Genomic DNA, 23,005 nt, shown 5'->3' with positions numbered 1-23,005 from the left:
TACTGATAATGTTTTACCTCTTGCCATGACTTAATTTACTAAGAATCATGGTTCCAAGATATTTTTTCGTCCTTTTTTTTACTAAAAATAAAGAGAGTGCCTCAATTACTTTTGAGACACCCTCTTACTCTTATAGCAGTTTTAAGTCGATCTATTAATAAGCGGTTACATTACTTCTGCTACAATAAAGAAACTTCCGCATACCAGCACGATGTCATCCTTATGCGCGTGCTGCTTTGCTGCCTGAAAAGCCTGTTGAACAGTGGGATAATCATGTCCCCGCAGCCCATGTTGATGCGCTGCTTCCGCCAGTTCTTTTTCATCCATTGCACGTGGTATCTGGGCCTTACAGAAATAGTAAGTGGCTGCAGAAGGGAATAGCGGCAATACTTTGCTTACTTCTTTATCCTTTACGAAACCAGTCACAATATGTAGGTGGCGGTATACCATATGTTCGAGCTGCTGCACAACTTCCGTAATCCCCGCCTGATTATGCCCTACGTCAAAGATCGTTAATGGATCGCGGGAGATGATCTCCCAGCGACCACGTAAACCCGTGAGCTTTTTGACGTGAGAGAGGGCGGTCATCACCGTCTGCTCTGGTAGTTCCCAGCCTGCGTGCTGTAAGATCTTCACTGCCGATAACACGCCCATGATGTTCTTCATCTGGTACTGACCGGTAAGGTCAGTATGGATGGTTTTAAGGTCGCCGTTATGACTATGCTGTAATCCTAATTTGAGACGTCCTTCAGCGAATTCAGATTGCTGTACGATCCATTCCTGGTCTGCAAAATGAATAGGTGCTCCAAGCGTTTTGGCTTTATCGGTAAATACAGACTCCACTTCAGATTGTGTTTCAGACACTACCACAGGCACGCCTGACTTGATAATCCCTGCTTTTTCCGAAGCAATTTCCGGTAGGGTATTACCGAGTATCTGCATGTGGTCATAACTGATATTTGTAATGACAGACAGCTCAGGAGTGATAACATTGGTGCTGTCCAGTCTACCGCCAAGGCCTACTTCGATAATAGCGATATCCACCTGTTCCAGTGCAAAGTATTGGAAAGCCATCGCTACGGTCAGTTCGAAAAACGAAGGTTCGAGTGATTCTATAGTAGGCTTGAGCTGTTCAACAAATTCAGCCACAAAGGTAGTGGGCACCATTTCTCCATTGATGCGGATCCTTTCACGGAAGTCGAGGAGGTGAGGAGAGGTGTATAACCCCGTTTTATAGCCTGCTTGCTGGAAGATCGCTGCCAGCATATGGCTGGTAGACCCCTTCCCATTAGTTCCTGCTATATGAATGGATTTAAACTGGTGCTGCGGATCGCCCAGTTGTTTGCATAATTCGATGGTATTATGCAGGTCCTTTTTAAAGGCGCTGGCGCCTACCCGGGTGAACATGGGTAGCCGCTCATAAAGATATTCTAGCGTTTCCTGGTAGTTCATATACTAAAAGTGATGCCGGAACAAAGTTATTTGTTCCGGCATCCAAATGTAAATTAACCAGGAGAATTATCGTTAAAAATACTTAGAACTGCGCTGCAGGGCATCCGGTTTTACCTTCACCCCGTTTGATAGGGATGATACGCAGGGCGATGAATCCATCCAGACGGTTCTTGTTCTTCTGGAACAGGTTGGATAACATGGTAGAAGAACCGATCACCAGCGGTCCCAGGCGAAGTCCAAGACCGGCGTCAAACTGGCCATTCCTGTTGACAGACAGCGGCAGGTAACCACCGATGTAACGGGAATCATAACGGGGCGTTACCTGGAAGTAAGACACCACATAAGTTTTGCTGGGATCGTATTTGCCGGCATTCAGGGCAATTCTGCCGCTGGCGTCGACAAAGAAGCGGCCATCGATATTATAATCCGCCATTAGGTTTAATGCTGCAGGCGTATTCATACGGAATTTATCGGAAGAAGCAACCGGCGTGAAGTAGGTCTGGATACGGCGGTAGTATTGCTGCCAGCTTTCACCTTTACGTACACGGAGATCATCCGGATTGATATTGCTTGTACGCAGGTCCAGATCAGTCACATTCGATGCCTTCTTATAGGTGATGCCACCAAGGTCGGTAATGGACAAGCCTAAACGCAGGCGGTAGTCGTCAGCTTCAGGATTCCACTGGGTATCATCATAACCGGTAAGACCGTCCATCGTTTCGCGCCATTCATAAGTAACACCGACGTCCATACCAAGCCCCATATTACCAAACACTTTATAGTTGCTCATATTCGGCTTTTCCCAATTGGCAACGCGGTCACTATAGCCTATTTTTAGTGTACCGTCATTGATCTCGCCACTTGTGCGGGAGTCCATCATGAATGTGGCATTATCTACCTGCGCATAACCAGCCGCAACACCGGACAATAATTTCAAAGTAACACCTCCTTTCAGTACGTTCGAACCGTCATCTTTGAGCACACGGGCATAGGTGAAACCAAATTCATTCCACCAATGGAAGCTACCATTGGCGATTTGCATATCGTAACGACGTTTTGTAAAGTTTGGATTCGGAAAATCCTGCGCGAAGAAGTTGACTACATCCGTATTCACGTTACCGCCATTCGCCATAGCGCGTACGCGCCAGGTGAAAGCCACGGATTGCAGTTCGTCTATAGAATAGAGCACAGATGGCATCATTACGTCTACATTACCCCAGGCAAACTGTTTACCGGAACCCATAGTATCCAGGAAATAGTCGCGGTTCTTTTTCAGCGCTCTCAGTGAATCTGGCGGATGCAGCAGGATAGAACGGGGCATGCGGATATATGTATTGCCGGCAGCAGCATTGACGCCCGCGATATTAACATCCCACTTGTAGTGCGTGCCTGCGGCAGAAGCCGGATTGTTAGGAACTCCATGTATGCCTGCATAGTGGCTATTGGAATATCCCCCTAAAGTAAACTGAGCCTGAGCTTTGAACGGCCCGAATAATGACATAGCAATAATAACACATAACAAGTAGGCGGCTCTAAACAGTCTAAATGGCATAAACAGTAATTAGTTGGCAGTTCGGTTTCTCCCCAATAACGCAAAAACCTGACCGTTTATTGGCGGTCACGACAAAAGAAATAGGAAAAGACATTAGTCTTTTCCTATGCAAATATATTTAAATATATTATTGGACTTTAAAATAAAATCTTATAAGTGCGAATTGCACTTCAGGAGCATCGTCGTTGACGTTATATTTTAACTGGGTGGCCGCTCTCTTGGCAATCTCTATCAGACGGGAATTATTCAGCGTAGAGCCTTTCAGTGAGTGGGATGCCGCAATTACGTTACCCTGCCTGTCTACCTTGATATTGATGGCGATATAACCTGATTCGTCACCGTCGTAGGTGAGTGAAGGCTTACTCAACAGTGAACGTCCGTTGAGGCGGAAATCTGAACGTCCGCCACCCAGACCGCCACCGGTATAACCGCCGCCATCAGGATTACCGTTGATCTGTCCGCGGTCTCCGGGTTTGCCGGTATTGCCTTCTCCGGTAGAGTTATTGCTGCTCTGCGCATTGTTACCACTGTTGCTGCTGCTGGAGCTTCCGCCGCTATATACGGCTTTAGGCTTTGGCGATGGTGGTACTGGTGCAGGAGGATTATCTGAATTCTTTTTAGGCGGTGTTTTGGAAGGTTTAGGCTCCAGGTTTTTAGGTGTCTCCCTTGGTTTTTCTACCGGTTTTTCCGGTTTGGTGATCTCCGGGGCATCCTCATCATCCTGGGTGGCAATATCTTCCTGTGTAGCATTATCTGCAGAAGGCACAGGCTCGTTCTGCGGGGTGGAAGCGCTGGCTTCACCACTGCTGGGTGGATTTGGGTTGAGGGGTTGTACGTCTCCCATACCTTCATCCGAAGTACCGAGATTTACCTCCATACCAAGATCCTGATCCGGTAATGGGGGCGGGGCAGAGAAGCCTGCCAGCAGCAGCACAACTAACACCAATGCGTGTACGGCAATCGTGGCGCCGGCTGCTTTTAAATTCTTTTCTGTATTGTCTTCTTTTTTCGGCATATACCAAAAGTAAGAATATTTTTTAAAGTGTACATCGTCGGCCAGTCTCAGTATAGGGCTTTCTTACCTTAATAACTGTTTTCCAGGTCGAATTATTATTACGGGCATCGGGTTTATTGAAGTACTTTTGTGTTGCCTTAGAGTTTTACGATACAATGTCACTCATTTTTTCTCTGTATAGAAAAGCGTATGCCGGTTTATCTCCTTCTACGTGGTTATTGGCGGTTGTTTTATTGATCAATCGCAGTGGTGCGATGGCAATTCCTTTCATGACGGTTTATCTCACCCAGAAATTAGGCTTCTCTGTACCCGAAGCGGGGATGGTGATGGCCTGTTTCGGAGCGGGCGCTATCTGTGGTTCGTTTATCGGTGGAAGATTGTCTGACAGGATCGGCTTTTACCCTGTACAGTTCTGGAGTTTGTTATTGCAGGGATTGATCTTCCTGGTGCTGGGACAAATGCAGACATTACCCCAGTTCTGCATCTGCATATTCACACTCAGTTGTGTAGGTGACACTTTCCGGCCGGCCAACGTGGCGGCTACGGCTTATTACAGCTCTGTTGAGAACCGCACACGTTCTTATTCCCTGAACAGGCTGGCTTCTAACCTCGGATGGTCTGTAGGCCCTGCATTGGGTGGTATACTGGCGGGCTATAGTTATCATCTGCTGTTCTGGGTAGATGGTCTGACCTGTATCATCGCTGTGACAGTGATGCGTTTCCTGCTGCCTCCAGTGAAGGCAAAACCGGTAGCCAAATCAACGCCGGATTGTACGATAACACCGGGCGCGCCTACCGTCTATAAGGACGGGATCTATATTGCGTTTATTTCACTGATCACCATCTTCACGACAGGCTTCCTGCAGTTGTCGACCATGGTGCCTTTATACCTGAAATCCATCGTGCATATGCAGGAAGCGCATATTGGTATGCTGATGGGGTTGAATGGCCTGATCGTTGCATTTATCGAGATGATACTGGTGTACAAACTGGAAGGAAAGATGCATAGCCTGCAATACATCAGTCGTGGCGTGCTGCTGGCCGGATTGGGTTACCTGAGCTTCAATCTGCTGCCACCTGTTGCCGCTGCGGGATTATTCTTTATTCTGATGTTTACCATAGGAGAGATGCTGAGCATTCCTTTTATGAATTCTTTCTTTGTACAGCGGAGTGCTGACCATAACCGCGGACAATATGCCGGATTATATACCATGGCGTTTTCGATCTCCAGCGTTTGTGCGCCTACCCTTGGGGCTTACATGGTAGGACACTTTGGTTTTTCCGCCTGGTGGTATTGCACGGCGGCCCTGTGCATAAGCACAGGCGCCGGCTTTTATTTCCTGTATAAGAAGGTGATGACTGATAGTGTAACGACCGTATTACAGAAGCTCCCTGATTAAGGTAACTTTCTACGGATGCTCATGGGGGGGCTTTGCTGCATTTAACTCCGTCAGGAGTTACGTTGTTTGTAGCCCGGTTGCAACCCGGTGAACATGATATAACCGGGGAACATGCGCCCGCACCCATCACAAAATATTCATTAATAATGCGCGAAATCCTGGGTATAATCACCCTTGATCCTTTCCATCGGCGGATTGAAATAACCATATTTCAGGTGAGGGAATTCCTCCTGGATCAATTCCTGTAATTGTTTAATACCCAGGCAGTCGCCTACTTCGGTCACACCCAGGCGACCGAGGTACCAGTCAGGATCGATATTGAAGTTTCTCCACTGTATCATCTGAAGATCGGTGTCCCTGATCAGTTTACGCAGCGCTTCATATTCATCCACGCTATCGGTCATACCAGGGAAGGTGAAGTAGTTGATACTTGTCCAGCCACCAAACTCACGCACCACTTTCAGGCTCTCGATGATATCTTCAAACACATAGTTGTTCGGACGGTAGTAAGGCGTATAGAACTTCTCCTGCGCAGAGTTGGTACTTACGCGGATGCTGTTCAGGCCTGCTTTACAGAGCTCGCGCACTGCGTCAGGTTTACTGCCGTTGGTGTTGATATTGATACTTCCCTTAGGGGTATGTTTACGTATTTCGAGGATGGAATCGCGGATGGTTTCCCACATCAGCAGTGGTTCTCCTTCGCAGCCCTGTCCGAAGCTGACGATAGGGAAAGGCGCTGTTTCCAGGTGGGGAACAGTATATTCCACGATCTCTTCCGCTGTAGGCTTGAAACGCAGACGGTCCTGTGTAGATACGATGGTTTCTTCTTCCGGCTGGAAAGAGATACAACCGATACAGTTGGCGTTACAGGCAGGAGAAGAAGGGATCGGGCATTCCCAGCGCCCCATAAAATAGTTACGGGCAGCAGGGCAATGATAGGTCAATGCACAGTTGTCGGCCAGGTGCTGTACCAGGCGATTGTGCGGATAGGCTTCCACTAATTGTTTTACACCCTGTTTGACCTTTTTATCATCGAAACCGGCACATTCCTGGCGGATGTCCTGTTCGATACGGGTAGCAGGTACATAAAATTTCCCATCCAGCCAACCTACAGCGGTGTAGCAGAACAGTGGCAGGGTAGGCGCATCCGGCATGGTTTCATATGCAGCCAGGTAATAGCCGGTATGTGCAGGAGGAATGAATGCAGCTACTGCCCATCCTTTATCACAGAGCTGCATATCGCCGGTTTTGGCGTTAAGGCCAATACCACGGCGGCCGGGTAGCTCATACAGAGAACCGCCCTCAGGCAGTTCTATCCATTCGTCCAGCTCGATAGGCCATGCATCCCAGCCACTGCGGCCGGTAGAAAGCATGGTCGTATCTTCAAAGATGTTGCCTTTCCCGTCAGAGTAAAGGATGTATGGAGACTGTTTCAGTTTCAAATGATCAAATCGTTTCTTGTTGAATTGGTAATATTCCCTTGCAGTGATCAGAGTCTGCTTCTGAAAAATGCATTCATTTCATCCGTCGTAACGGCGCCTGTTTCGTCCAGTACTTCAAGCTGTAATACTTTATTGTTCTTAAAGTCTACTGTGAGCAGGTCATTCCGCAAAATTACGTTATTCAGTTGGTTCCAGCTAACCAGCTTATCAGAAAAGGTACCCGGCAGCAGCACGCCCATCATGTCTATCTTTACAAAACAAGGCTGGAAGATCTTGTATTCGGCCCATCCGATATAGGCGGATGCAATACCCGTCAGGAACAGCAGTATGGCGATCAGCGGCTGCATATGACTCAGGAAGTAAAGGCAGCCGGTCAGGCTCACGAAGGCCTGTATCATACGTGCCAGGCTATTGGCCGATTGTACATTGCGAAAGCGCTTCATGACAAAGGGAAAGGCCAGGCAACCCAGCCCCAGCAGAATAAAAAAGATGGCCATACCCCAGTTGGGCGCCGGACTGTTGTAAACGCCTATTCCATTCATTAAAAACAGGATGCCTGCGAGGCCATGCATAACCGGTTGCAGGCGTAGACGTGTTACCGCATTAGGGTGAAGTATCCGTATCTTATATTGTTTCATATCGTCGTTATCAGCTATCGGGCTTAATTAATCTGTTAATCTCTATTGGAACATATCAGCAGGTTGCACAATTTGAACAACACACGCGCACCTACATTCGCATCCCATTCATCGTGGGAAGTACTGACCTCATTCAGATCGAAACCGATCAGTTTACGGCCGCTGTCGATCACCTTCCGGAAAAGATAGTACAGCTGTTCCGTTTCAAAACCTCCGGCCACCGGTGTACCGGTACGCGGACACAGCTTAGGGTCCAGGCCGTCTATGTCAAAACTGATATATACCTGCTGTGGCAAAGTAGCAATGATATCGTCACAGATCATTTTCCAGGTGTCTCCCTCATACTGACGGGTTTTGATATCCCTGTCGAAGAAGGTCACTACCTTACCATTGCTGTTATTGATGTAGTCCAGTTCTTCCTCACAGTAATCACGGATACCGATCTGTACCAGTTTGGTGAGCTGCGGCACTTCCTTAATGGCGTTATACATAATGGAAGCATGGGAATATTGGAAGCCTTCATATTCCTCACGAAGGTCGCAGTGGGCATCGATCTGGAGAATGCCGAAATCGCCCTTGTGCTCGCCGATCGCTTTAAAAAAGCCCAGGGGCGTACTATGGTCACCGCCCACGAGGGCCACGAGTTTATTGTTTCTGAGTAATTCTTTTGTATGGCGGTACACCCATTCGTTCATGGCAATGGTACCGGTATTTACGTCGACAAGTGTCTTCTTAAGAAATTCATTATCACAGACATCACCACCTTCGGTGAGGAATTTGAGGTAGAGTTCCGCTTCTTTCCTCAGGTAATCACTGCGCAGCAGGAGCTGTTTGTCAACGTCGCGCATGAAAAAGCCTGCTTTCCATCCATCTTTCACATCTGCGTCGTAGAGGTCTACCTGGTGAGAGGCCTTGAAGATCTGTTCGGGCCCTCTGGCAGTACCGTGGGTGTAAGAAACCGTTACTTCCCAGGGAACAGGTAATAATACCAGTTTCGCATCTTCCTCAGTTGTAGGCAGCCCGAATATATTGTTCGACAACAGGCTGACAGAATTGGGATCAAATTGAGATAAATCCGCCATGATAATGTAATTTGATAAAAAGAGGCCACCCTTGAGGTGGTCCTGTCGTAGGTGGTCAACCGCTTATAAAACGATTTTCCGGCGCAAAGATAGTAATTTATGAACCACCGACCATAGGATACAGCCCACAGTCGGGGCCGTATGGATATGAGCGGGTTTTATGATAAATATCATGTCTTCTTTTATGTAAAAAAATGCACTCGAAGTGCATTTTGGTGTAATTTTGCCGTTGATCGAGACTGTATATTGGTTGTAAAACAAGGTGTACGGCTTTTTTAACAAAGGAATGCATTAAGGAAGAATCTGAATTATTTGCGATATGAAGAAATCTAACATTATCCTGCTGATACTTATTGCTGTGGCTATAGGAATAATCGTAACGGTAGCAGGCGATTTCAGTACTTATGAGACTTTTGCCACTGCAAGGCAGAAGGAAGGAAAGGAATTCCAGGTAATCGGAAAACTGGATACCACTAAAGTGATGGAATACAATCCGCAGAGAGATGCCAACCTGTTCCGCTTTTATGTAACTGATAAAACAGGAGAAACAAGACCCGTTGTTTTCTACGGAACCAAACCAACTGATTTCGAGAAAGCAGAAAGCGTTGTATTGACCGGTAAAATAGTTGGCGGAGAATTCAAATGCAGCAAAATACTGATGAAATGTCCGTCCAAATATAAGAATGACCAGGTGGCTATCGGTAAAGCGTAGCAGCCGGCCGGAATATCATGCGGAAAAACATTATTCATTTTATTGTCTGTGAACGGTCGTTCACGGGCTTTCATACTAATAGGTTTTGGATATAAATTATATAGGGGAACACCTGTTACCCGGACAGTTGGGGCATTTTTCAGCAGTATTGGCTTTTATGGCGTCGATGGTAGCTACCGTCAGCTATTTCATGTCGGTACAGTCCAAAGAGGAGCTGTTAAAAGATTCATGGAAGAAACTGGCCCGCTGGGCCTTCGTTATTCAGGCATTGGCCGTTTTCACCACCTTCGGCAGCCTGTACTACGCTTTATACAATCACTATTTCGAGTATAAATATGTATGGAGGAACTCTTCCCGCGACCTGCCGGTAAGTTACCTCTTGTCCAGTTTCTGGGCCGATCAGGAAGGTAGCTTCCTGTTGTGGTCAATCTGGCACAGCGTGCTGGGGCTGATCCTGCTGCGCATCGGCAAAAAGTGGGAAGCGCCTGTTATGACCGTGATCTCTTTTGCACAGATATGTCTCGGCAGTATGCTGATCGGTATCTATATACTGGGATACCGTGTGGGTAGTAACCCGTTCCTGCTGCTGCGCCAGGCGGAAGAAAACCTGGGACTGCCCTGGGTATCTAACGCCAACTACCTCGACTTCATCAGAGACGGTAATGGCCTGAACCTTTCCCTGCAGAATTACTGGATGGTGATCCACCCGCCGGTACTGTTCCTGGGTTTTGCGTCTACCATTATCCCGTTTGCATATGCGTTTGCCGGTCTCTGGACCCGCGAATACAAAGAGTGGATCAAACCGGCATTACCCTGGTCACTGTTCTCAGCCATGGTGCTGGGTACAGGTATCATGATGGGAGCTGCCTGGGCGTATGAATCGCTTACCTTCGGCGGTTACTGGGCCTGGGACCCGGTAGAGAATGCCTCCCTGGTACCCTGGTTAACGCTCGTAGCAGGTATTCACACGTTGCTGGCGTTTAAATTCTCCGGTCATGCGCTGAAGGCCACTTTCTTCTTCTTCCTGATCACCTTCATTCTCATCCTGTATTCCACCTTCCTGACCCGTAGCGGCGTGTTGGGCGATACCTCCGTACACTCCTTTACCGACCTGGGTATGAGTGGTCAGCTGCTGCTGTACATGGCGGTATTTACGATACCAGGTTTTGCGATGCTGATCATGAGAAGGAAAGAGATCCCGGCTGTTGTAAAAGAAGAAAGCACCTACTCACGTGAGTTCTGGTTGTTCATCGGATCCCTTGTCCTGATGATCGCCGCTATACAGATCACTTTCACCACTTCCATACCGGTATGGAACAAGATCATCAACGGATTGGGTATCAAGAAACTGCTGAATCTCCAGCAGGATATTGCGCCACCGTCTGACGGTGTATTCCACTACAACAAGATCCAGATCTGGATTGCAATTGTACTGGGCCTTCTCACCGCTATCGTACAGTACCTGAAATACAAGGATACACCCAAAGGATTCTTTACAAAGAAAATAGCTATCCCTACTGTCCTGGCCCTTGTGATTACAGGCCTGATAGGGATATTCGGGAACATCAATTATGATGCTTATGGCGCCGGTTTCCTGGTCGCTATTTACATCATGTTGTTCTGTAGTATATATGCCATCGTTGGTAATGCGGCCTATATCTTCATTGGCCAGAAAGGCAAACTGAAAGCAGCAGGTGCGTCTATCGCACACGTAGGTTTTGGTCTGATACTGCTGGGTATCCTGATCTCTGCTTCCAAACGTGAAGTGATCTCCATCGACCGTATGAAGATGCTGGACGGTGGTTTCTTCGGAAAGGAAAGTAAGGAGAATCCCCGGGAGAACCTGATGCTGCCAAGGAACTTCCCTGTGCAGATGGGCGACTACCATGTGACCTATGCCGGCGACTCCCTGGCAGCGGGTGATGCGAAGACTTACTACCTCGTACGGTACGAACGTCGTGACCCGGAAAACGGTAATATACTTGAGAAGTTCACCCTGCATCCGGATGCTTTCCTGAGCAACAGAGGCCAGCAACAGTTGACGCCTAACCCGGATTCCAGACACTACTGGACTAAGGATATTTTTACCTATATTACAGCAGTGCCAATCAAGGAAGATCCGGCAAATGATACTGCTCAGTACAGCTCTCATGAGATAGCGCCGGGTGACTCTGTATTCTTCGCCAACGGCTATATGATCCTGGAAGGAATACAGCCGCAGCCGAACAATCCGAATTACAAGGCAGAGCCAAACGATCTGGCTGTAGGTGCACAGCTGAAGGTATTTACAAAGAACAACGAACAGTATAACCTGTTGCCGATATACTGTCTGCGCGACAGTACCCGTGAAATTTCCGTTGCTGATACCGTAGCGCCACTGTCGTTATACGTACGCTTCAGCAAGATCCTGCCGAAAGAGAAAAAGATCCTTTTGCAAGTAAAAGAATCTGACACTTTTAAGGATTATATTGTGATGAAAGCCTTTATATTCCCTTTCATCAATGTACTATGGATAGGCATTCTGATCATGGTCATCGGATTTGTGATAAGCATAGTATACCGGGTGAAGGCAAATAAGGCAAAAAAGATTCCGTCATAACGTTTTGATCCGGAATGCAGGGGCCAGAACATCCTGCATTCCGGATCAAAATAATACTACCTCCCATGAAAAGCAGCTGGCTGCGAATATCCCTTATTGTAGTTGCCATCCTGGTAATTATATATTACCTCGGTCCCAGACCCGTCACTCCCCGGTACGATCCTTTATTACCTGCAGTACCCCAGCAATCTGAAGCGCTGGAACAATATGTAAGCACAAAAGAGCATCAGCACAAGCTGAAGCCCAACAATGAAGCCCGTGTTGTATGGTACGATTCCCTGCACCGCAAAACACCTTACAGCGTTGTATACCTGCATGGCTTTTCCGCCAGCCAGGAAGAAGGCGATCCCGTACACCGCGACTTTGCCAAAAGGTATGGCTGTAATATGTACCTGGCACGCCTCGACGGCCATGGTCTCGACACTTCCGAACCGCTCCTGACCATGACGGCCACCGGCCTGTGGAATGATGCCAAAGAAGCCCTGAGCATCGGCAAAGCGCTGGGAGAGAAAGTGATCCTCGTTACCTGCTCCACCGGAGGCACCCTCGGTTTAAAACTGGCAGCTACTTATCCGAACGACATATTTGGGCTCATTAATATGTCGCCCAACATCGCTATCAACAACGATCTGGCTTTCCTGAGCAATAATCCCTGGGGCTTACAACTGGCGCGGTTCGTCAGCAAAGGCAAATACCACGAATCCGTTTCGGAAAATGCGGAAGTGAGCAAATACTGGTATCCTAAATACCGGCTGGAAGCCATCTGTGAGCTGCAAAACCTGCTGGAGACTACCATGGAGCCTTCCACATTCCGTGCGGTGAAACAGCCGGCCCTGAACCTGTATTACTACAAGGATGAGCAACACCAGGACAAGACCGTCCGGGTATCCGCCATCCTGGATATGGAAGCGCACCTGGGTACATCGCCCACATTAAAAGACGCAGTGGCCATCCCGAATGCAGGCGCCCATGTAATGGGGTGTTACCTGACAGGGAAAGATATCCCATCCGTAGAACGCGCAATTGATTCCTTTGCTGAAAGGAAACTGGGGTTATTGCCTGTGAGATAAAATACTCTCCCGGAAGAGATATGTCAACCTTTTAAAATTCATCAAATGGATTTAATGACAGTTGGTTTAGGGCCAATAATCGAGTTAATTATTTTGATTGGTTTAATCGTGGCTGGTGTCGCCGTGTATAGAAAGAGAAAGCTACGCCGCTGATCTTTTTGCACGCATAGGATATTGATCCGCAATGGTTGTATGACCGTTGCGGATTTTTTTACGAATCCGTTATCCCGGGATTAATCATCCATGGGAATCCCATTCCGTTTTCCGGGATCGTCCCGTCCTACGTCTCCCCGGGGTTATCACCCTACGTTTTCCCGGGGTTATCACCCCGCGCTACAAACAAGGGGACTCCTGACGGAGTCCTATTGCCGCGAATGATGCCCAATTGTCCCAGGGTTACATCAGACCTCTTCCGGTCAAAAATCATGTTGAACTCATGTTATAGCATCCGTTTATAATGCGGATTATATTTATTACCAATAACTAACAAAATAAGTATTTTATATAATCCTTGTAAGGGCGCTATCCTGGCGTATTCAGGGAGATAACCCATATATAACCCATATATAAGCCATATATGACCCATATATAACCCATACTTGAAAGATATGGGTTATATATGGGTTATATATGGGTTTATGAAGGGACGTATATGAGAAAGCATAAGTAAAACACCCTGTTTAGAGTAGGTTTTAATGCCGAACAAACCGGAAAACCGCAATAAAAGAGTGCATCAGCTTTATTGATGGATTGGATATGAGAATTAGCGTAGGGAGACAACCCAGGGAATGCGGTAACGACAACAAAACATGAATCAACCCTGTTAGGGAGGGCTTGTTTGTAGCGGAGAGTGATAACCCCCAGTGATCGGTAACAACAACAAAACGCCGATCAACCCCCTTGGGGGTTGTCTTGTTTGTAGCGCGGGGTGCAACCCCGGGGATGGGTGCAACCCCGGGAAATGGGCGCAACCCCGGAGAATGGGTGATAAACCGCAGGGGAAACGTATGGTGTAACCCCGGGAAAACCCCCGGGAAAGATAATGGAGACAATCACGTTTTTAGCATATCTTTAGTATAGTTTTAAGATTAGTTTAGGAGTTTATGCGTCGTCTCATCGCTTTCATCATCCTGTCAGCCAGCTTGTTGTGCATCACAGGGCGTAGTAGGGTTAGTGCCCAGACGCGCCATGGTGCGGATAGTATTGCGGTGAGTGCGGTCATAGTAGGCTCCGATACCATCCCTTCCATCACCCTCCAGATCGTAGAGGTAATAGATAAACTGCCCAAAAAGTTCCGTAAACAAAGAGAAGCCTGGACCCGCCTGCGTAATGCCGTGTACGTGACTTACCCATACGCCAAATCAGCTGCCCGTATTCTGAAAGATGTGAATAGTCATCTGGCCACCCTGTCAGAAAAGAGGGACCGGAAAAGGTACCTGGCTGATATAGAGAAAAAGATGAAGGCTGAGTTCGGGGATAAGCTGGAAAACCTGTCCGTGTACCAGGGAAAGGTGCTGATGAAACTCATCAACCGGGAGACGGGAGAGAACTGTTACGAGATCATCAAGGAACTGAAAGGGGGCTTTTCCGCCAGGATGTGGCAGACGGTAGCCTTCTTCTTCGGTGGTAACCTGAAGAGTGAATACGATGCCCAGGAAGATAAGGACATCGAGGCTATTGTTCAGGAGATCGAAATGTACCGTGGTGGTTACAGAGCATATAATTGATCCATTTCCTGCCTGTTAAAATTGAATATTCTTTCTACTCCAATAACCCGGAACCTTTCAAAAAACGGACAATCACTGTAACAAAAACGGACAGATCCTTTACTCAAAGTATATGCATACTGTTGATTATGAACCCTCTAATGATGGGGTATATTTTTTGAGCGTTTAGCCATGCCAAAAAGACGATTATGTTCAGCAACTATTGCAGGATTGCCTGGCGGAATTTACGCCGGCACTCGTTCTACACTATCTTAAATGTATTCGGATTATCACTGGGCATTGCCTGTTGTCTTATACTCTTTCAGTTTATTACCTACCATCTCGACTTTGACACCCATCACCAGAAAAGGGACTACTTATACAGGGTTGTTTCCGATCTGCACCTGGATGATGGTTCCATACAATATGAAAAAGGCGCTCCGCTGGCCCTGGCAGCTGCTATACATGCTGAAATTCCGCAGGTAAAGAACCAGGCTTTTTTATTCTGCAATTACAGGGATCAGTCTCTGACGGTGACGGTACCCGGACAGGGAGGAGCCCATCAGCTGTTTACGGAACATGGGAATATCGCCTTTGCAGACCGCCATTGGTTTGAGCTGTTCGACTATGAATGGAAAACAGGAGATCCCGGCATACTGGAAGAACCGAATACGGCGGTGCTGACCAGCAAACAGGCGCAGAAGTATTTCGGACATGCAGATCCTATAGGTAAGACGATCCGGCTGGATAATAAGGTCGATGTGAAAATTGCTGGTGTATTGAAAGATTACCCGGCCAGCACAGATACTAAGGTGGACATTTTCGTCTCCCGGGCTACCATGAAGGTGTTTTATGCTGAAATGTATCCGGGGATAGAAACGGAATGGGGCTGGATCAATTCGTCCAATTCCCTATACCTGTTATTGCCCGGGCATGTTAGCATGGCAGCTGTCAATCGTGCCATTACAGCCGTGAAACAGCAGCATATGGGCGAGATGGCGAAGTACTATGATTTCCATCTGCAACCCTTGAAAGAAATGCATTTTGACGCCAGATATGGAGGAACCGTTTCCCGGTCGCTGCTGATGACCCTGGGTATTGTGGGACTTGTTATCCTGATCATTGCCTGTGTGAACTTTATCAATCTGGCCACGGCCCAGAATGCGGTACGGGCGAAGGAGATCAGTACCCGCAAGGTGCTGGGGAGCAGTGTAATGGGTATCTTCTGGCAGTTCATGACGGAGACGGCTTTCATTACATTATCGGCTACTTTGCTGGCTATTTTGTGGGTGGTATTGGTCTTGCCTTTGCTGAACCCCTGGTTGGGCACAGGACTGGCATTCCATCCTTTACGGGATAAGCTGCTGGCCACAGCATTATTACTGCTGATCATCCTGATCACGCTGATTGCCGGTATGTACCCGGCTCTGATGCTCAGCAGGTTCAAGCCGGTGGCATTGCTAAAAAATACGACTGGCGGTGCCAAACATCCCTGGTTGCGGAAAGGCCTGATCGTTTTTCAGAACCTGGTGGCACAGTCGCTGATCATCTGCACACTGATTATCGCTTTGCAGCTTAATTTCCTCAAAAACACCGATATCGGCTTTGTCAAGGATGGCGTGGTGATGATACCCATACCTAAACAGGGCAAAAAAGATATAGGCTACCTGAAGAGCCGGTTGTTGCAGATACCTGGAGTGAAAGATGCCAGTTTCTGTTTCCGGCCGCCGGCGTCGGCTACCTTCAAGGCGGGGTCGGTAAAATTTGATAACCGGGAATGGGAGAACTATACCGCCCTCAGTACCCTGGGAGATGCGCATTATCTCAATACATTCGGCCTGCATTTATTAGCAGGAAGGAACCTGGTGGAAAGTGATTCTGTCCGGGAATTCCTGGTGAGTGAAGATATGGTCAGAAAGCTGGGATTCCCGGACCCGGCGCAGGTGATTGGTCACCACATGGTAGCGGGCGCATTGAACGACCATCCGGGAACGATTGTGGGGGTGGTGAAGGACTTCCATTTGCATTCCCTGCATAGTAGTATCGGGCCGGTAGTGATGGCTACGCTGAGCAGGGAATATGCTTACGTGGGAGTTAAGATCGGCGGAGCAGGCGCCATGAAAAGTATCGGACAGATAAAACAGCTATGGGAGTCGGTATATCCGGATAATATTTTTGAGTACCATTTCCTGGACGATCAGATAGCCGAATTTTATAAAAAGGAAGACCTGCTGAATAAACTGATCACCAGTGCGGCGGTGCTGGCGATTGTGATCAGCTGTGTAGGATTACTGGGATTGATCTCTTTGCTGACGGTGCAGCGTACAAAAGAAATTGGTATCCGCAAGGTCATCGGTGCGTCGGTAATGAATATCATCCTCTTATTTTCGAATGACTTTCTCAAATTGATAGGGCTCGCGCTGGTGCTGGCAACCGCAATAGCCTGGGTAACCATGAATAACTGGTTGCAGGCATTTGCCTACCGGATATCTATCCCCTGGTGGATATTCCTGCTGGCAGGAGTAGGGAACGTGGTACTGGCGCTGGCGACCATTGCCTATCATGCCCTGAAGGTAGCGATGATGAACCCGGTAAAAAGCCTGAGAGCCGAGTGATGGAGCTTTCCTGCCATCTATACTAAGGGCGGCGGCGTTCTGACAATTCTACCGTACATTCACGATATGCTTTTAAGATTTATCATTATCGTATGCCTTCTTGTATGGAGGACTGCCGCTATGGCACAAGACCTGAGCTCGATACCCGGCGCTCCGGAGAACGCCCTGATCTTTGTGGATAGTGTGGAAAGTAAAAAGGGAATGGAAGGCCTGGACCCCAGTAAAATAGCCCTGATAGACATTGTAAGGGGCTCGAAGTTAAAGGAAAAGTACGGCCCCCGGGGAGAGAATGGGGTGATCTTCGTAGAAACCGTCGATTTTGCCCGCAAACGTTACACCCGGATGTTCGGTGAGATCAATCCGGCGTATGCAATAAAGCTGAAGGAGTATGGAAGCGATAGCGCTTTCCAGTATGTGCTGGACGGTTCTATGATTAGTAATAGCATCCCGCAGATGCTGGCGGCTATGGAGCGAAAAAACATAGAGCGTTTAGTTGTTATGCCGCCTAAAACGGCAAAGGACATGGTAAAGGACTATCAACCTAATGACAAGGTATTGTGGGTACTGATCCAAAGTAAGACGACGAAGTAAACCCTTATCTTTGCACTCCACCAAAAGAAAGGATATTTCGATGAAACTAGACATACTGGCGATAGCTGCGCATCCTGATGATGTGGAGCTGGCCTGTGCAGGTACCCTCATGGTACATGCAGCACAGGGGATGAAGGTAGGCGTACTGGACCTGACAAGGGGAGAACTGGGTACCCGTGGTACCCCTGAAACGAGAGCGGAAGAGGCGGCAGCTGCCGCCAAAGTGATGGGATTGGCAGTAAGAGATAACCTGGGGTTACGCGATGGCTTTTTCCGTAACGATACGGAAGAACAAATGAAACTAATTGCAGCCATTCGAAAGTACCAGCCCGATATTGTACTGGCTAATGCATTTGAAGACCGTCACCCGGACCATGGAAGGGCAGCCCGCCTGATTGCGGATAGCTGTTTCCTGGCTGGTCTGAGAAAGATAGAAACCTTTGAAGATGGGAAGCTGCAGGCCGCATGGCGTCCGAAACAGGTGTTCCACTTTATGCAGGACCGCTACGAACGCCCTGATTTCGTGGTAGATACAAGTGCGGTGATCGAGCGTAAGAAAGAAGCGATCAAGTGTTATAAGACACAGTTCCTGGCGCAGGGAGCAGACAATGAACCGCAGACATATATCTCTTCCAACGCATTTTTTGAGAGTGTGATTAACCGGGATGTGACATTCGGGAAGATAGTAGGGGTGTCTCATGCAGAAGGATTCAAAACAGCTAAGGTGCTGGGAATCAGTAGTTTTAAGGATGTTATTAACAATGTAACATGATGTCTGTGGAGATTTAACTACATGAATGGCAACATTTTGGAAACTACCACAAATAATAAAGCCCGGCCTGTAGGCTGGGCTTCTATATTTTACCCTGCGCCGGCAGGGAGCCTTGTTGAAATTAAAACAATAAGATGCCATCTTCTCCGGGGAGAAGCCGAACATTACAGGACACGGCACCACATTGCGCGTTAACCATTAGATGAACAGGTCTTGCGTAGCATCAAATTCATCATTTTTGCCGAGACTGTTTTTAATTAACGGGATGAGTGCAATTCCAATCGTAAAGATCACCAAGAGTACGTTTTTTAGTTTCATAGCCTGTCGTTTTATTACTTTTTGTTAAAATTTGGGTACTACAATAATAACTAAATAACGTGCCAAATTGTTCCGTTTGGCTGGAAATTATGTTAAGATTGTATTAATGCGCAGTTTTTTGGGGGGAAAAGTACGGGTATTGCAATACGACAGCAGTTTTTACCCGTATATAGAGATTTTCAATGTCGTGCATTTGAAAATCTATTTGATTAATAAATAATAGCGCCGCAATTTTGCACCCGAATAACCAGCTAAGACATATAGGCATTAGGGTGAATGTATCCCGATATAGCGTAGGGGGGATTCGTGTAATCACGAAATATCACGTAAGCAGGATATCGCTAAAACCAACCGGGGTATCAAAAGTGAGATACCGGGTAAGCTGTGTGTCATGTAAACAGGTATTAACGTAAAATAAATCATATACGCGCAATGAAGAATGTAACATTATCATTAGGCTCAAAGTTTCCTGAGTTCAAAAAGACTGCTGTAGTATCTATCGAAAAAGGTAAGGAGTTCTATGAACTGTCTTCCGAAGAACTGAAAAATTCCGGCAAATGGATGGTGATGTTCTGGTGGCCAAAGGACTTTACGTTCGTTTGTCCTACAGAGATCGCTGAGTTCAACAAACACTACCAGGATTTCGTTGACCGTGATGCTATCCTGATCGGTGCTTCAACTGATACTGAATACGTACACGTTGCATGGAGAAGAGATCATGACGACCTGCGTGGTCTGCAGTTCCCAATGCTGGCTGACACTTCCAAGTCACTGGCTGAAGAACTGGGTATCCTGGAAGCTAACGAGAAGATCGCTTACCGCGCTACTTTCATCGTTGATCCGGAAGGTATTGTACGTTGGGTTTCCCTGTACGACCTGAATGTAGGCCGTAATGTGAAGGAAGTACTGCGCGTGCTGGATGCATTGCAGACAGACGAGCTGTGTCCTTGTAACTGGGAAAAAGGTGAAGCTACACTTTCCAACAAGGCTAACTAATTTTTGGAGGTCCATAGTCAGATGTCCTGTTGAGGGGCCGGCTATGGACTTTTTATTTCTGCTAAATATTTAGAAAAATAATATTATGTTCGCGACTTCAAATACTGATACGGCTGTACAGCTGTTGCAGGCAGTAGGGCTGACAGAAGCTAATCTTTCTGACCGTCTGCGTACCCTGGCCAACACTGACGCCCGTTATCTGAAAGATCTTAAAATAAACGTAACCAACTCATTATCAGCCGGCACACTGACCAAAAAGGAAGCATACCTGTTGGGACTGTCTGTAGCTGCGAATGAGAAACATGCGGAACTGCAGGCAGCCTTTGAAAAGCTGGCTACCCAGGAAGGGGCTACAGATAAGGAGATCGCTGAGATCTATAGCTGTACTTCCCTGATGAACGCCAACAACGTGTACTACCGTTTCCGTCATTTTGTAAACAAGGAGTTCTATACAGTAACACCGGCGGGTATCCGTATGAGCATTATGGCCAACCCGGTTTTAGGTAAAGAGTTCTTTGAACTGGTAAGCCTGGTGGTATCTGCACTGAACGGTTGCGAGATGTGTGTGACTTCCCATGAAGAGGCATTGCTGAAACATGGCACTTCACAACAGCGTGTGCTGGAAGGTGTAAGATTGGGTGCTGTGCTGAGAAGTTTAGTTGTACTTTTGTAATCGTTATTGCCATAAAAGCGGCCCTGTTGTAAAATAGATAGCTGATTTTATGTTTTTTTTAAAATGTGGATATCTTAGTTTGAGGTCTTTTTAGGACGATAAAAACTGGTGATATTCAAGGAATTAGGAAGTGTGATTTGTAATTTACATTTACACATTCCACTATTGTTAATAAAATCGGATTGTAATTATTTGCAAAATCAATAAAAAATAGCGACTTTTGCAATCCAAAATTTTTCTATCATGGCAAGAGTATGTCAGGTGACAGGAAAGAAGCCGATCACGGGTCACCATGTTTCCTTCTCTAATATTAAGACAAAGAGAAGATTTCTGCCTAACCTGCAGAAAAAGCGTTTCTTCCTGGCGGAAGAGGATCGCTGGATTTCTTTGAAAGTATCTGCTGATGGTTTAAGAACCATCAACAAGAATGGTTTGTATGCAGTAGTAAAGGACTTGCGTGCAGCTGGACAGAACATCTAATTGTAAGCATTCAACTTAATTTGTATACAAAATGGCAAAAAAAGGTAACAGGGTGCAAGTGATACTGGAGTGCACAGAACATAAAACTTCTGGTCAGCCAGGTACTTCTCGCTACATCAGCACCAAGAATAAGAAGAACACTCCAGAGCGTCTGGAGCTGAAAAAGTACAATCCTATCCTGAGAAAGGTGACTGTACACAAAGAAATTAAGTAATTGATAGTTATTGTTGAGCGTTAATCGTTAGCATGTTAGTGCATTCCCTTCGCGATTAGCAATTAACAGGTAACCGTTGACTTTAACATTAACTTTTAATCTAGAATATTATGGCAAAAGCAGCCTCCAAGAACGCGAAAGTAAAAGATGCTAAGGCAGCCGCGGAATCTAAAGTGTGGACTAAAGTGATCAGAGCGGTACGTTCTCCGAAAACCGGTGCATATACTTTCAAAGAAGCTATCGTGCACAAGGATAAGGTGCAGGAGCACATGAACCAGAAGTAATTCGGCTTTACCAATTATACTAAAAAAGCTGTCCGTTATCAGGACAGCTTTTTGTGTTCTCTCAAAATGGTACCCCGTCAAGTATTTTCTGTATTTTGCGCATCTTAACAACCGACTACCGTCATGAGTTTTTTCAATAAGCTATTTTCAAGGGAGAAGAAAGAAAGCCTGGATCAGGGATTACAGAAGACCAAAGAGAGTTTTCTTACCAAAATAGGCAGGGCCATTGCCGGAAAGGCCAGTGTTGACACAGAAGTACTGGACAACCTGGAAGAAGCGCTGGTATCTGCTGACGTTGGTGTGGATACTACCGTACAGATCATTGACAGAATAGAAAAACGCGTATCGAAAGATAAGTACCTCGGTACTGGTGAGCTGAACAAGATCCTGCAGGAAGAGATCGCCGGATTGCTGGTGGATGCTCCGGACAGTGGGTTCCGTGATTTTGACATACCAGAAGGAAAGAAGCCCTACGTGATCATGGTAGTGGGTGTGAATGGGGTAGGTAAGACCACCACCATCGGTAAACTGGCCTACAACTTCAAAAAGGCAGGCAAAAGCGTTGTGCTGGGGGCCGCCGATACATTCAGGGCAGCCGCTGTTGATCAGCTGACCATCTGGAGCGACAGGGTAGGTGTACCTATCGTGAAACAGCAGATGGGATCCGATCCGGGTGCAGTTGCTTTTGATACTGTACAGAGCGGAGCCGCCAGAAATGCCGATGTGATCATTATTGATACAGCCGGACGTCTTCATAACAAGGCTCACCTGATGGATGAGCTGAGTAAGATCAAACGCGTCATGAAAAAGGTATTACCGGATGCACCGCACGAAGTACTGCTGGTGCTGGATGGTTCTACCGGGCAGAACGCACTCGAACAGGCCCGTCATTTTACGGCGGCTACCGAAGTTACTGCGCTGGCTATCACTAAGCTGGACGGTACAGCAAAAGGTGGGGTCGTACTGGCTATCGCCAATCAGTTTAAAATACCGGTAAAATATATTGGTATTGGCGAGCGCATGGAGGATCTGCAGGTGTTCAACAAGGAAGAATTCGTGGATTCTTTATTCAGCTTAAATGATTGATAATTAATACATAGTATTCGTTTCCTTACAATAATCAGAGAGACCACACCAGGTCTCTTTTTTGTTGCATGCATTGAATGATGCGCTGTGAGGAAAGCTAAATAGATTGTACCGTCTGATGGGATGGAGGGAAAGGAATGACCTGCTGATCATGCAGGCACCGGCGCGGTACTATCATTATAAACGCAAAGCGGAAGCGGGGAACCGAAAAGCTGTTAACACAGAATTCCTGAGGGAATAATTGACAATTCGCAATTTAATGTTACCTTTGCAATTCTTTAGTTAAATAACCCCCACTTAGGCTCATA

At 47.0% G+C, this 23,005-nt stretch carries 21 protein-coding genes; 15 read left to right on the top strand and 6 right to left on the bottom strand.

Annotated elements, in window-relative coordinates; translation table 11 throughout:
• Positions 1-165: 165 nt before the first annotated feature.
• From CLV42_RS29525 to CLV42_RS29515, 3 genes are all read right to left on the bottom strand, one after another.
• Positions 166-1,452, bottom strand: a complete 1,287-nt coding sequence (locus tag CLV42_RS29525; protein WP_106605539.1) for a bifunctional folylpolyglutamate synthase/dihydrofolate synthase — start codon at positions 1,450-1,452, stop codon at positions 166-168.
• A gap of 82 nt (positions 1,453-1,534) precedes the next feature.
• A complete protein-coding gene (locus tag CLV42_RS29520) occupies positions 1,535-3,004 on the bottom strand; it encodes a DUF5723 family protein (protein ID WP_146154522.1) in 1,470 nt (489 codons plus the stop codon).
• Positions 3,005-3,131: 127 nt separating this feature from the next.
• Positions 3,132-4,019: a hypothetical protein gene (locus CLV42_RS29515; RefSeq protein WP_106605537.1), complete on the bottom strand. Its 888-nt coding sequence runs from the start codon at positions 4,017-4,019 to the stop codon at positions 3,132-3,134.
• 155 nt (positions 4,020-4,174) lie between these two features.
• On the opposite strand from CLV42_RS29515, the gene CLV42_RS29510 reads away from it, so the two are divergent.
• Positions 4,175-5,419 (top strand): MFS transporter, encoded by a 1,245-nt coding sequence (locus CLV42_RS29510; protein WP_106605536.1) that lies wholly within the window; start codon positions 4,175-4,177, stop codon positions 5,417-5,419.
• Between the two features lie 140 nt (positions 5,420-5,559).
• On the opposite strand, the gene CLV42_RS29505 is transcribed toward CLV42_RS29510, so the two are convergent.
• The 3 genes from CLV42_RS29505 to CLV42_RS29495 are packed head-to-tail and all read right to left on the bottom strand — an operon-like array spanning position 5,560 to position 8,581.
• Positions 5,560-6,861, bottom strand: coding sequence for a radical SAM protein (locus CLV42_RS29505; RefSeq protein WP_170117700.1), 1,302 nt, complete (start codon positions 6,859-6,861; stop codon positions 5,560-5,562).
• 47 nt (positions 6,862-6,908) lie between these two features.
• Positions 6,909-7,499, bottom strand: a complete 591-nt coding sequence (locus CLV42_RS29500; RefSeq protein ID WP_146154521.1) for a hypothetical protein — start codon at positions 7,497-7,499, stop codon at positions 6,909-6,911.
• Between the two features lie 35 nt (positions 7,500-7,534).
• A complete protein-coding gene (locus tag CLV42_RS29495; RefSeq protein ID WP_106605534.1) occupies positions 7,535-8,581 on the bottom strand; it encodes an agmatinase family protein in 1,047 nt (348 codons plus the stop codon).
• Between the two features lie 319 nt (positions 8,582-8,900).
• On the opposite strand from CLV42_RS29495, the gene CLV42_RS29490 reads away from it, so the two are divergent.
• The 14 genes from CLV42_RS29490 (at position 8,901) to CLV42_RS34475 (ending at position 22,938) form a co-directional block, all read left to right on the top strand.
• Positions 8,901-9,293: a cytochrome c maturation protein CcmE domain-containing protein gene (locus CLV42_RS29490; RefSeq protein WP_106605533.1), complete on the top strand. Its 393-nt coding sequence runs from the start codon at positions 8,901-8,903 to the stop codon at positions 9,291-9,293.
• 85 nt (positions 9,294-9,378) lie between these two features.
• Positions 9,379-11,892 carry a cytochrome c biogenesis protein CcsA gene (ccsA, locus tag CLV42_RS29485; RefSeq protein WP_245901764.1) on the top strand — a complete coding sequence of 838 codons (2,514 nt, stop codon included), beginning with the start codon at positions 9,379-9,381 and terminating at the stop codon, positions 11,890-11,892.
• A gap of 65 nt (positions 11,893-11,957) precedes the next feature.
• Positions 11,958-12,962, top strand: coding sequence for an alpha/beta hydrolase (locus CLV42_RS29480; protein ID WP_106605545.1), 1,005 nt, complete (start codon positions 11,958-11,960; stop codon positions 12,960-12,962).
• A 1,103-nt stretch (positions 12,963-14,065) separates the two neighbouring features.
• Positions 14,066-14,689 (top strand): DUF4294 domain-containing protein, encoded by a 624-nt coding sequence (locus CLV42_RS29475; protein ID WP_106605532.1) that lies wholly within the window; start codon positions 14,066-14,068, stop codon positions 14,687-14,689.
• Between the two features lie 188 nt (positions 14,690-14,877).
• A complete protein-coding gene (locus CLV42_RS29470; protein WP_106605531.1) occupies positions 14,878-17,283 on the top strand; it encodes an ABC transporter permease in 2,406 nt (801 codons plus the stop codon).
• Positions 17,284-17,349: 66 nt separating this feature from the next.
• Positions 17,350-17,874 (top strand): hypothetical protein, encoded by a 525-nt coding sequence (locus tag CLV42_RS29465; protein WP_106605530.1) that lies wholly within the window; start codon positions 17,350-17,352, stop codon positions 17,872-17,874.
• 40 nt (positions 17,875-17,914) lie between these two features.
• Positions 17,915-18,646, top strand: a complete 732-nt coding sequence (gene bshB1 / locus CLV42_RS29460; protein WP_106605529.1) for a bacillithiol biosynthesis deacetylase BshB1 — start codon at positions 17,915-17,917, stop codon at positions 18,644-18,646.
• Positions 18,647-19,396: 750 nt separating this feature from the next.
• Positions 19,397-19,960 carry a peroxiredoxin gene (locus CLV42_RS29455; RefSeq protein WP_106605528.1) on the top strand — a complete coding sequence of 188 codons (564 nt, stop codon included), beginning with the start codon at positions 19,397-19,399 and terminating at the stop codon, positions 19,958-19,960.
• Between the two features lie 85 nt (positions 19,961-20,045).
• Positions 20,046-20,633 (top strand): carboxymuconolactone decarboxylase family protein, encoded by a 588-nt coding sequence (locus tag CLV42_RS29450; RefSeq protein ID WP_106605527.1) that lies wholly within the window; start codon positions 20,046-20,048, stop codon positions 20,631-20,633.
• 243 nt (positions 20,634-20,876) lie between these two features.
• On the top strand, positions 20,877-21,113 hold the full coding sequence (gene rpmB / locus CLV42_RS29445; protein ID WP_089836001.1) for a 50S ribosomal protein L28: 237 nt from the start codon (positions 20,877-20,879) through the stop codon (positions 21,111-21,113).
• Positions 21,114-21,144: 31 nt separating this feature from the next.
• The gene (gene rpmG, locus CLV42_RS29440; RefSeq protein ID WP_012790733.1) at positions 21,145-21,327 is read left to right on the top strand and encodes a 50S ribosomal protein L33; all 183 of its coding nucleotides are present in this window, start codon (positions 21,145-21,147) and stop codon (positions 21,325-21,327) included.
• A 110-nt stretch (positions 21,328-21,437) separates the two neighbouring features.
• On the top strand, positions 21,438-21,611 hold the full coding sequence (locus CLV42_RS29435; RefSeq protein ID WP_089835999.1) for a DUF4295 domain-containing protein: 174 nt from the start codon (positions 21,438-21,440) through the stop codon (positions 21,609-21,611).
• Between the two features lie 123 nt (positions 21,612-21,734).
• Positions 21,735-22,697 (top strand): signal recognition particle-docking protein FtsY, encoded by a 963-nt coding sequence (gene ftsY, locus CLV42_RS29430; protein ID WP_106605526.1) that lies wholly within the window; start codon positions 21,735-21,737, stop codon positions 22,695-22,697.
• Between the two features lie 118 nt (positions 22,698-22,815).
• Positions 22,816-22,938, top strand: a complete 123-nt coding sequence (locus CLV42_RS34475; RefSeq protein WP_262510015.1) for a hypothetical protein — start codon at positions 22,816-22,818, stop codon at positions 22,936-22,938.
• Positions 22,939-23,005 lie beyond the last annotated feature (67 nt).

Origin of the sequence: Chitinophaga ginsengisoli, assembly GCF_003014595.1 — a bacterium.
GTDB classification, from domain to species: Bacteria; Bacteroidota; Bacteroidia; order Chitinophagales; family Chitinophagaceae; genus Chitinophaga; species Chitinophaga ginsengisoli.
This window is presented reverse-complemented; position numbering and strand designations above follow the sequence as displayed.

Bases quoted from the DNA above. Each gene is read 5' to 3' on its own strand.
- rpmG (WP_012790733.1), top strand. From the start codon at position 21,145: ATGGCAAAAAAAGGTAACAGGGTGCAAGTGATACTGGAGTGCACAGAA.
- rpmB (WP_089836001.1), top strand. From the start codon at position 20,877: ATGGCAAGAGTATGTCAGGTGACAGGAAAGAAGCCGATCACGGGTCAC.
- CLV42_RS29435 (WP_089835999.1), top strand. From the start codon at position 21,438: ATGGCAAAAGCAGCCTCCAAGAACGCGAAAGTAAAAGATGCTAAGGCA.
- CLV42_RS29450 (WP_106605527.1), top strand. From the start codon at position 20,046: ATGTTCGCGACTTCAAATACTGATACGGCTGTACAGCTGTTGCAGGCA.
- CLV42_RS29520 (WP_146154522.1), bottom strand. From the start codon at position 3,004: ATGCCATTTAGACTGTTTAGAGCCGCCTACTTGTTATGTGTTATTATT.
- CLV42_RS29470 (WP_106605531.1), top strand. From the start codon at position 14,878: ATGTTCAGCAACTATTGCAGGATTGCCTGGCGGAATTTACGCCGGCAC.
- CLV42_RS34475 (WP_262510015.1), top strand. From the start codon at position 22,816: ATGGGATGGAGGGAAAGGAATGACCTGCTGATCATGCAGGCACCGGCG.
- bshB1 (WP_106605529.1), top strand. From the start codon at position 17,915: ATGAAACTAGACATACTGGCGATAGCTGCGCATCCTGATGATGTGGAG.
- CLV42_RS29490 (WP_106605533.1), top strand. From the start codon at position 8,901: ATGAAGAAATCTAACATTATCCTGCTGATACTTATTGCTGTGGCTATA.
- CLV42_RS29515 (WP_106605537.1), bottom strand. From the start codon at position 4,019: ATGCCGAAAAAAGAAGACAATACAGAAAAGAATTTAAAAGCAGCCGGC.
- CLV42_RS29525 (WP_106605539.1), bottom strand. From the start codon at position 1,452: ATGAACTACCAGGAAACGCTAGAATATCTTTATGAGCGGCTACCCATG.
- ftsY (WP_106605526.1), top strand. From the start codon at position 21,735: ATGAGTTTTTTCAATAAGCTATTTTCAAGGGAGAAGAAAGAAAGCCTG.
- CLV42_RS29475 (WP_106605532.1), top strand. From the start codon at position 14,066: ATGCGTCGTCTCATCGCTTTCATCATCCTGTCAGCCAGCTTGTTGTGC.
- CLV42_RS29500 (WP_146154521.1), bottom strand. From the start codon at position 7,499: ATGAAACAATATAAGATACGGATACTTCACCCTAATGCGGTAACACGT.
- CLV42_RS29495 (WP_106605534.1), bottom strand. From the start codon at position 8,581: ATGGCGGATTTATCTCAATTTGATCCCAATTCTGTCAGCCTGTTGTCG.
- CLV42_RS29455 (WP_106605528.1), top strand. From the start codon at position 19,397: ATGAAGAATGTAACATTATCATTAGGCTCAAAGTTTCCTGAGTTCAAA.
- CLV42_RS29465 (WP_106605530.1), top strand. From the start codon at position 17,350: ATGCTTTTAAGATTTATCATTATCGTATGCCTTCTTGTATGGAGGACT.
- CLV42_RS29510 (WP_106605536.1), top strand. From the start codon at position 4,175: ATGTCACTCATTTTTTCTCTGTATAGAAAAGCGTATGCCGGTTTATCT.
- CLV42_RS29480 (WP_106605545.1), top strand. From the start codon at position 11,958: ATGAAAAGCAGCTGGCTGCGAATATCCCTTATTGTAGTTGCCATCCTG.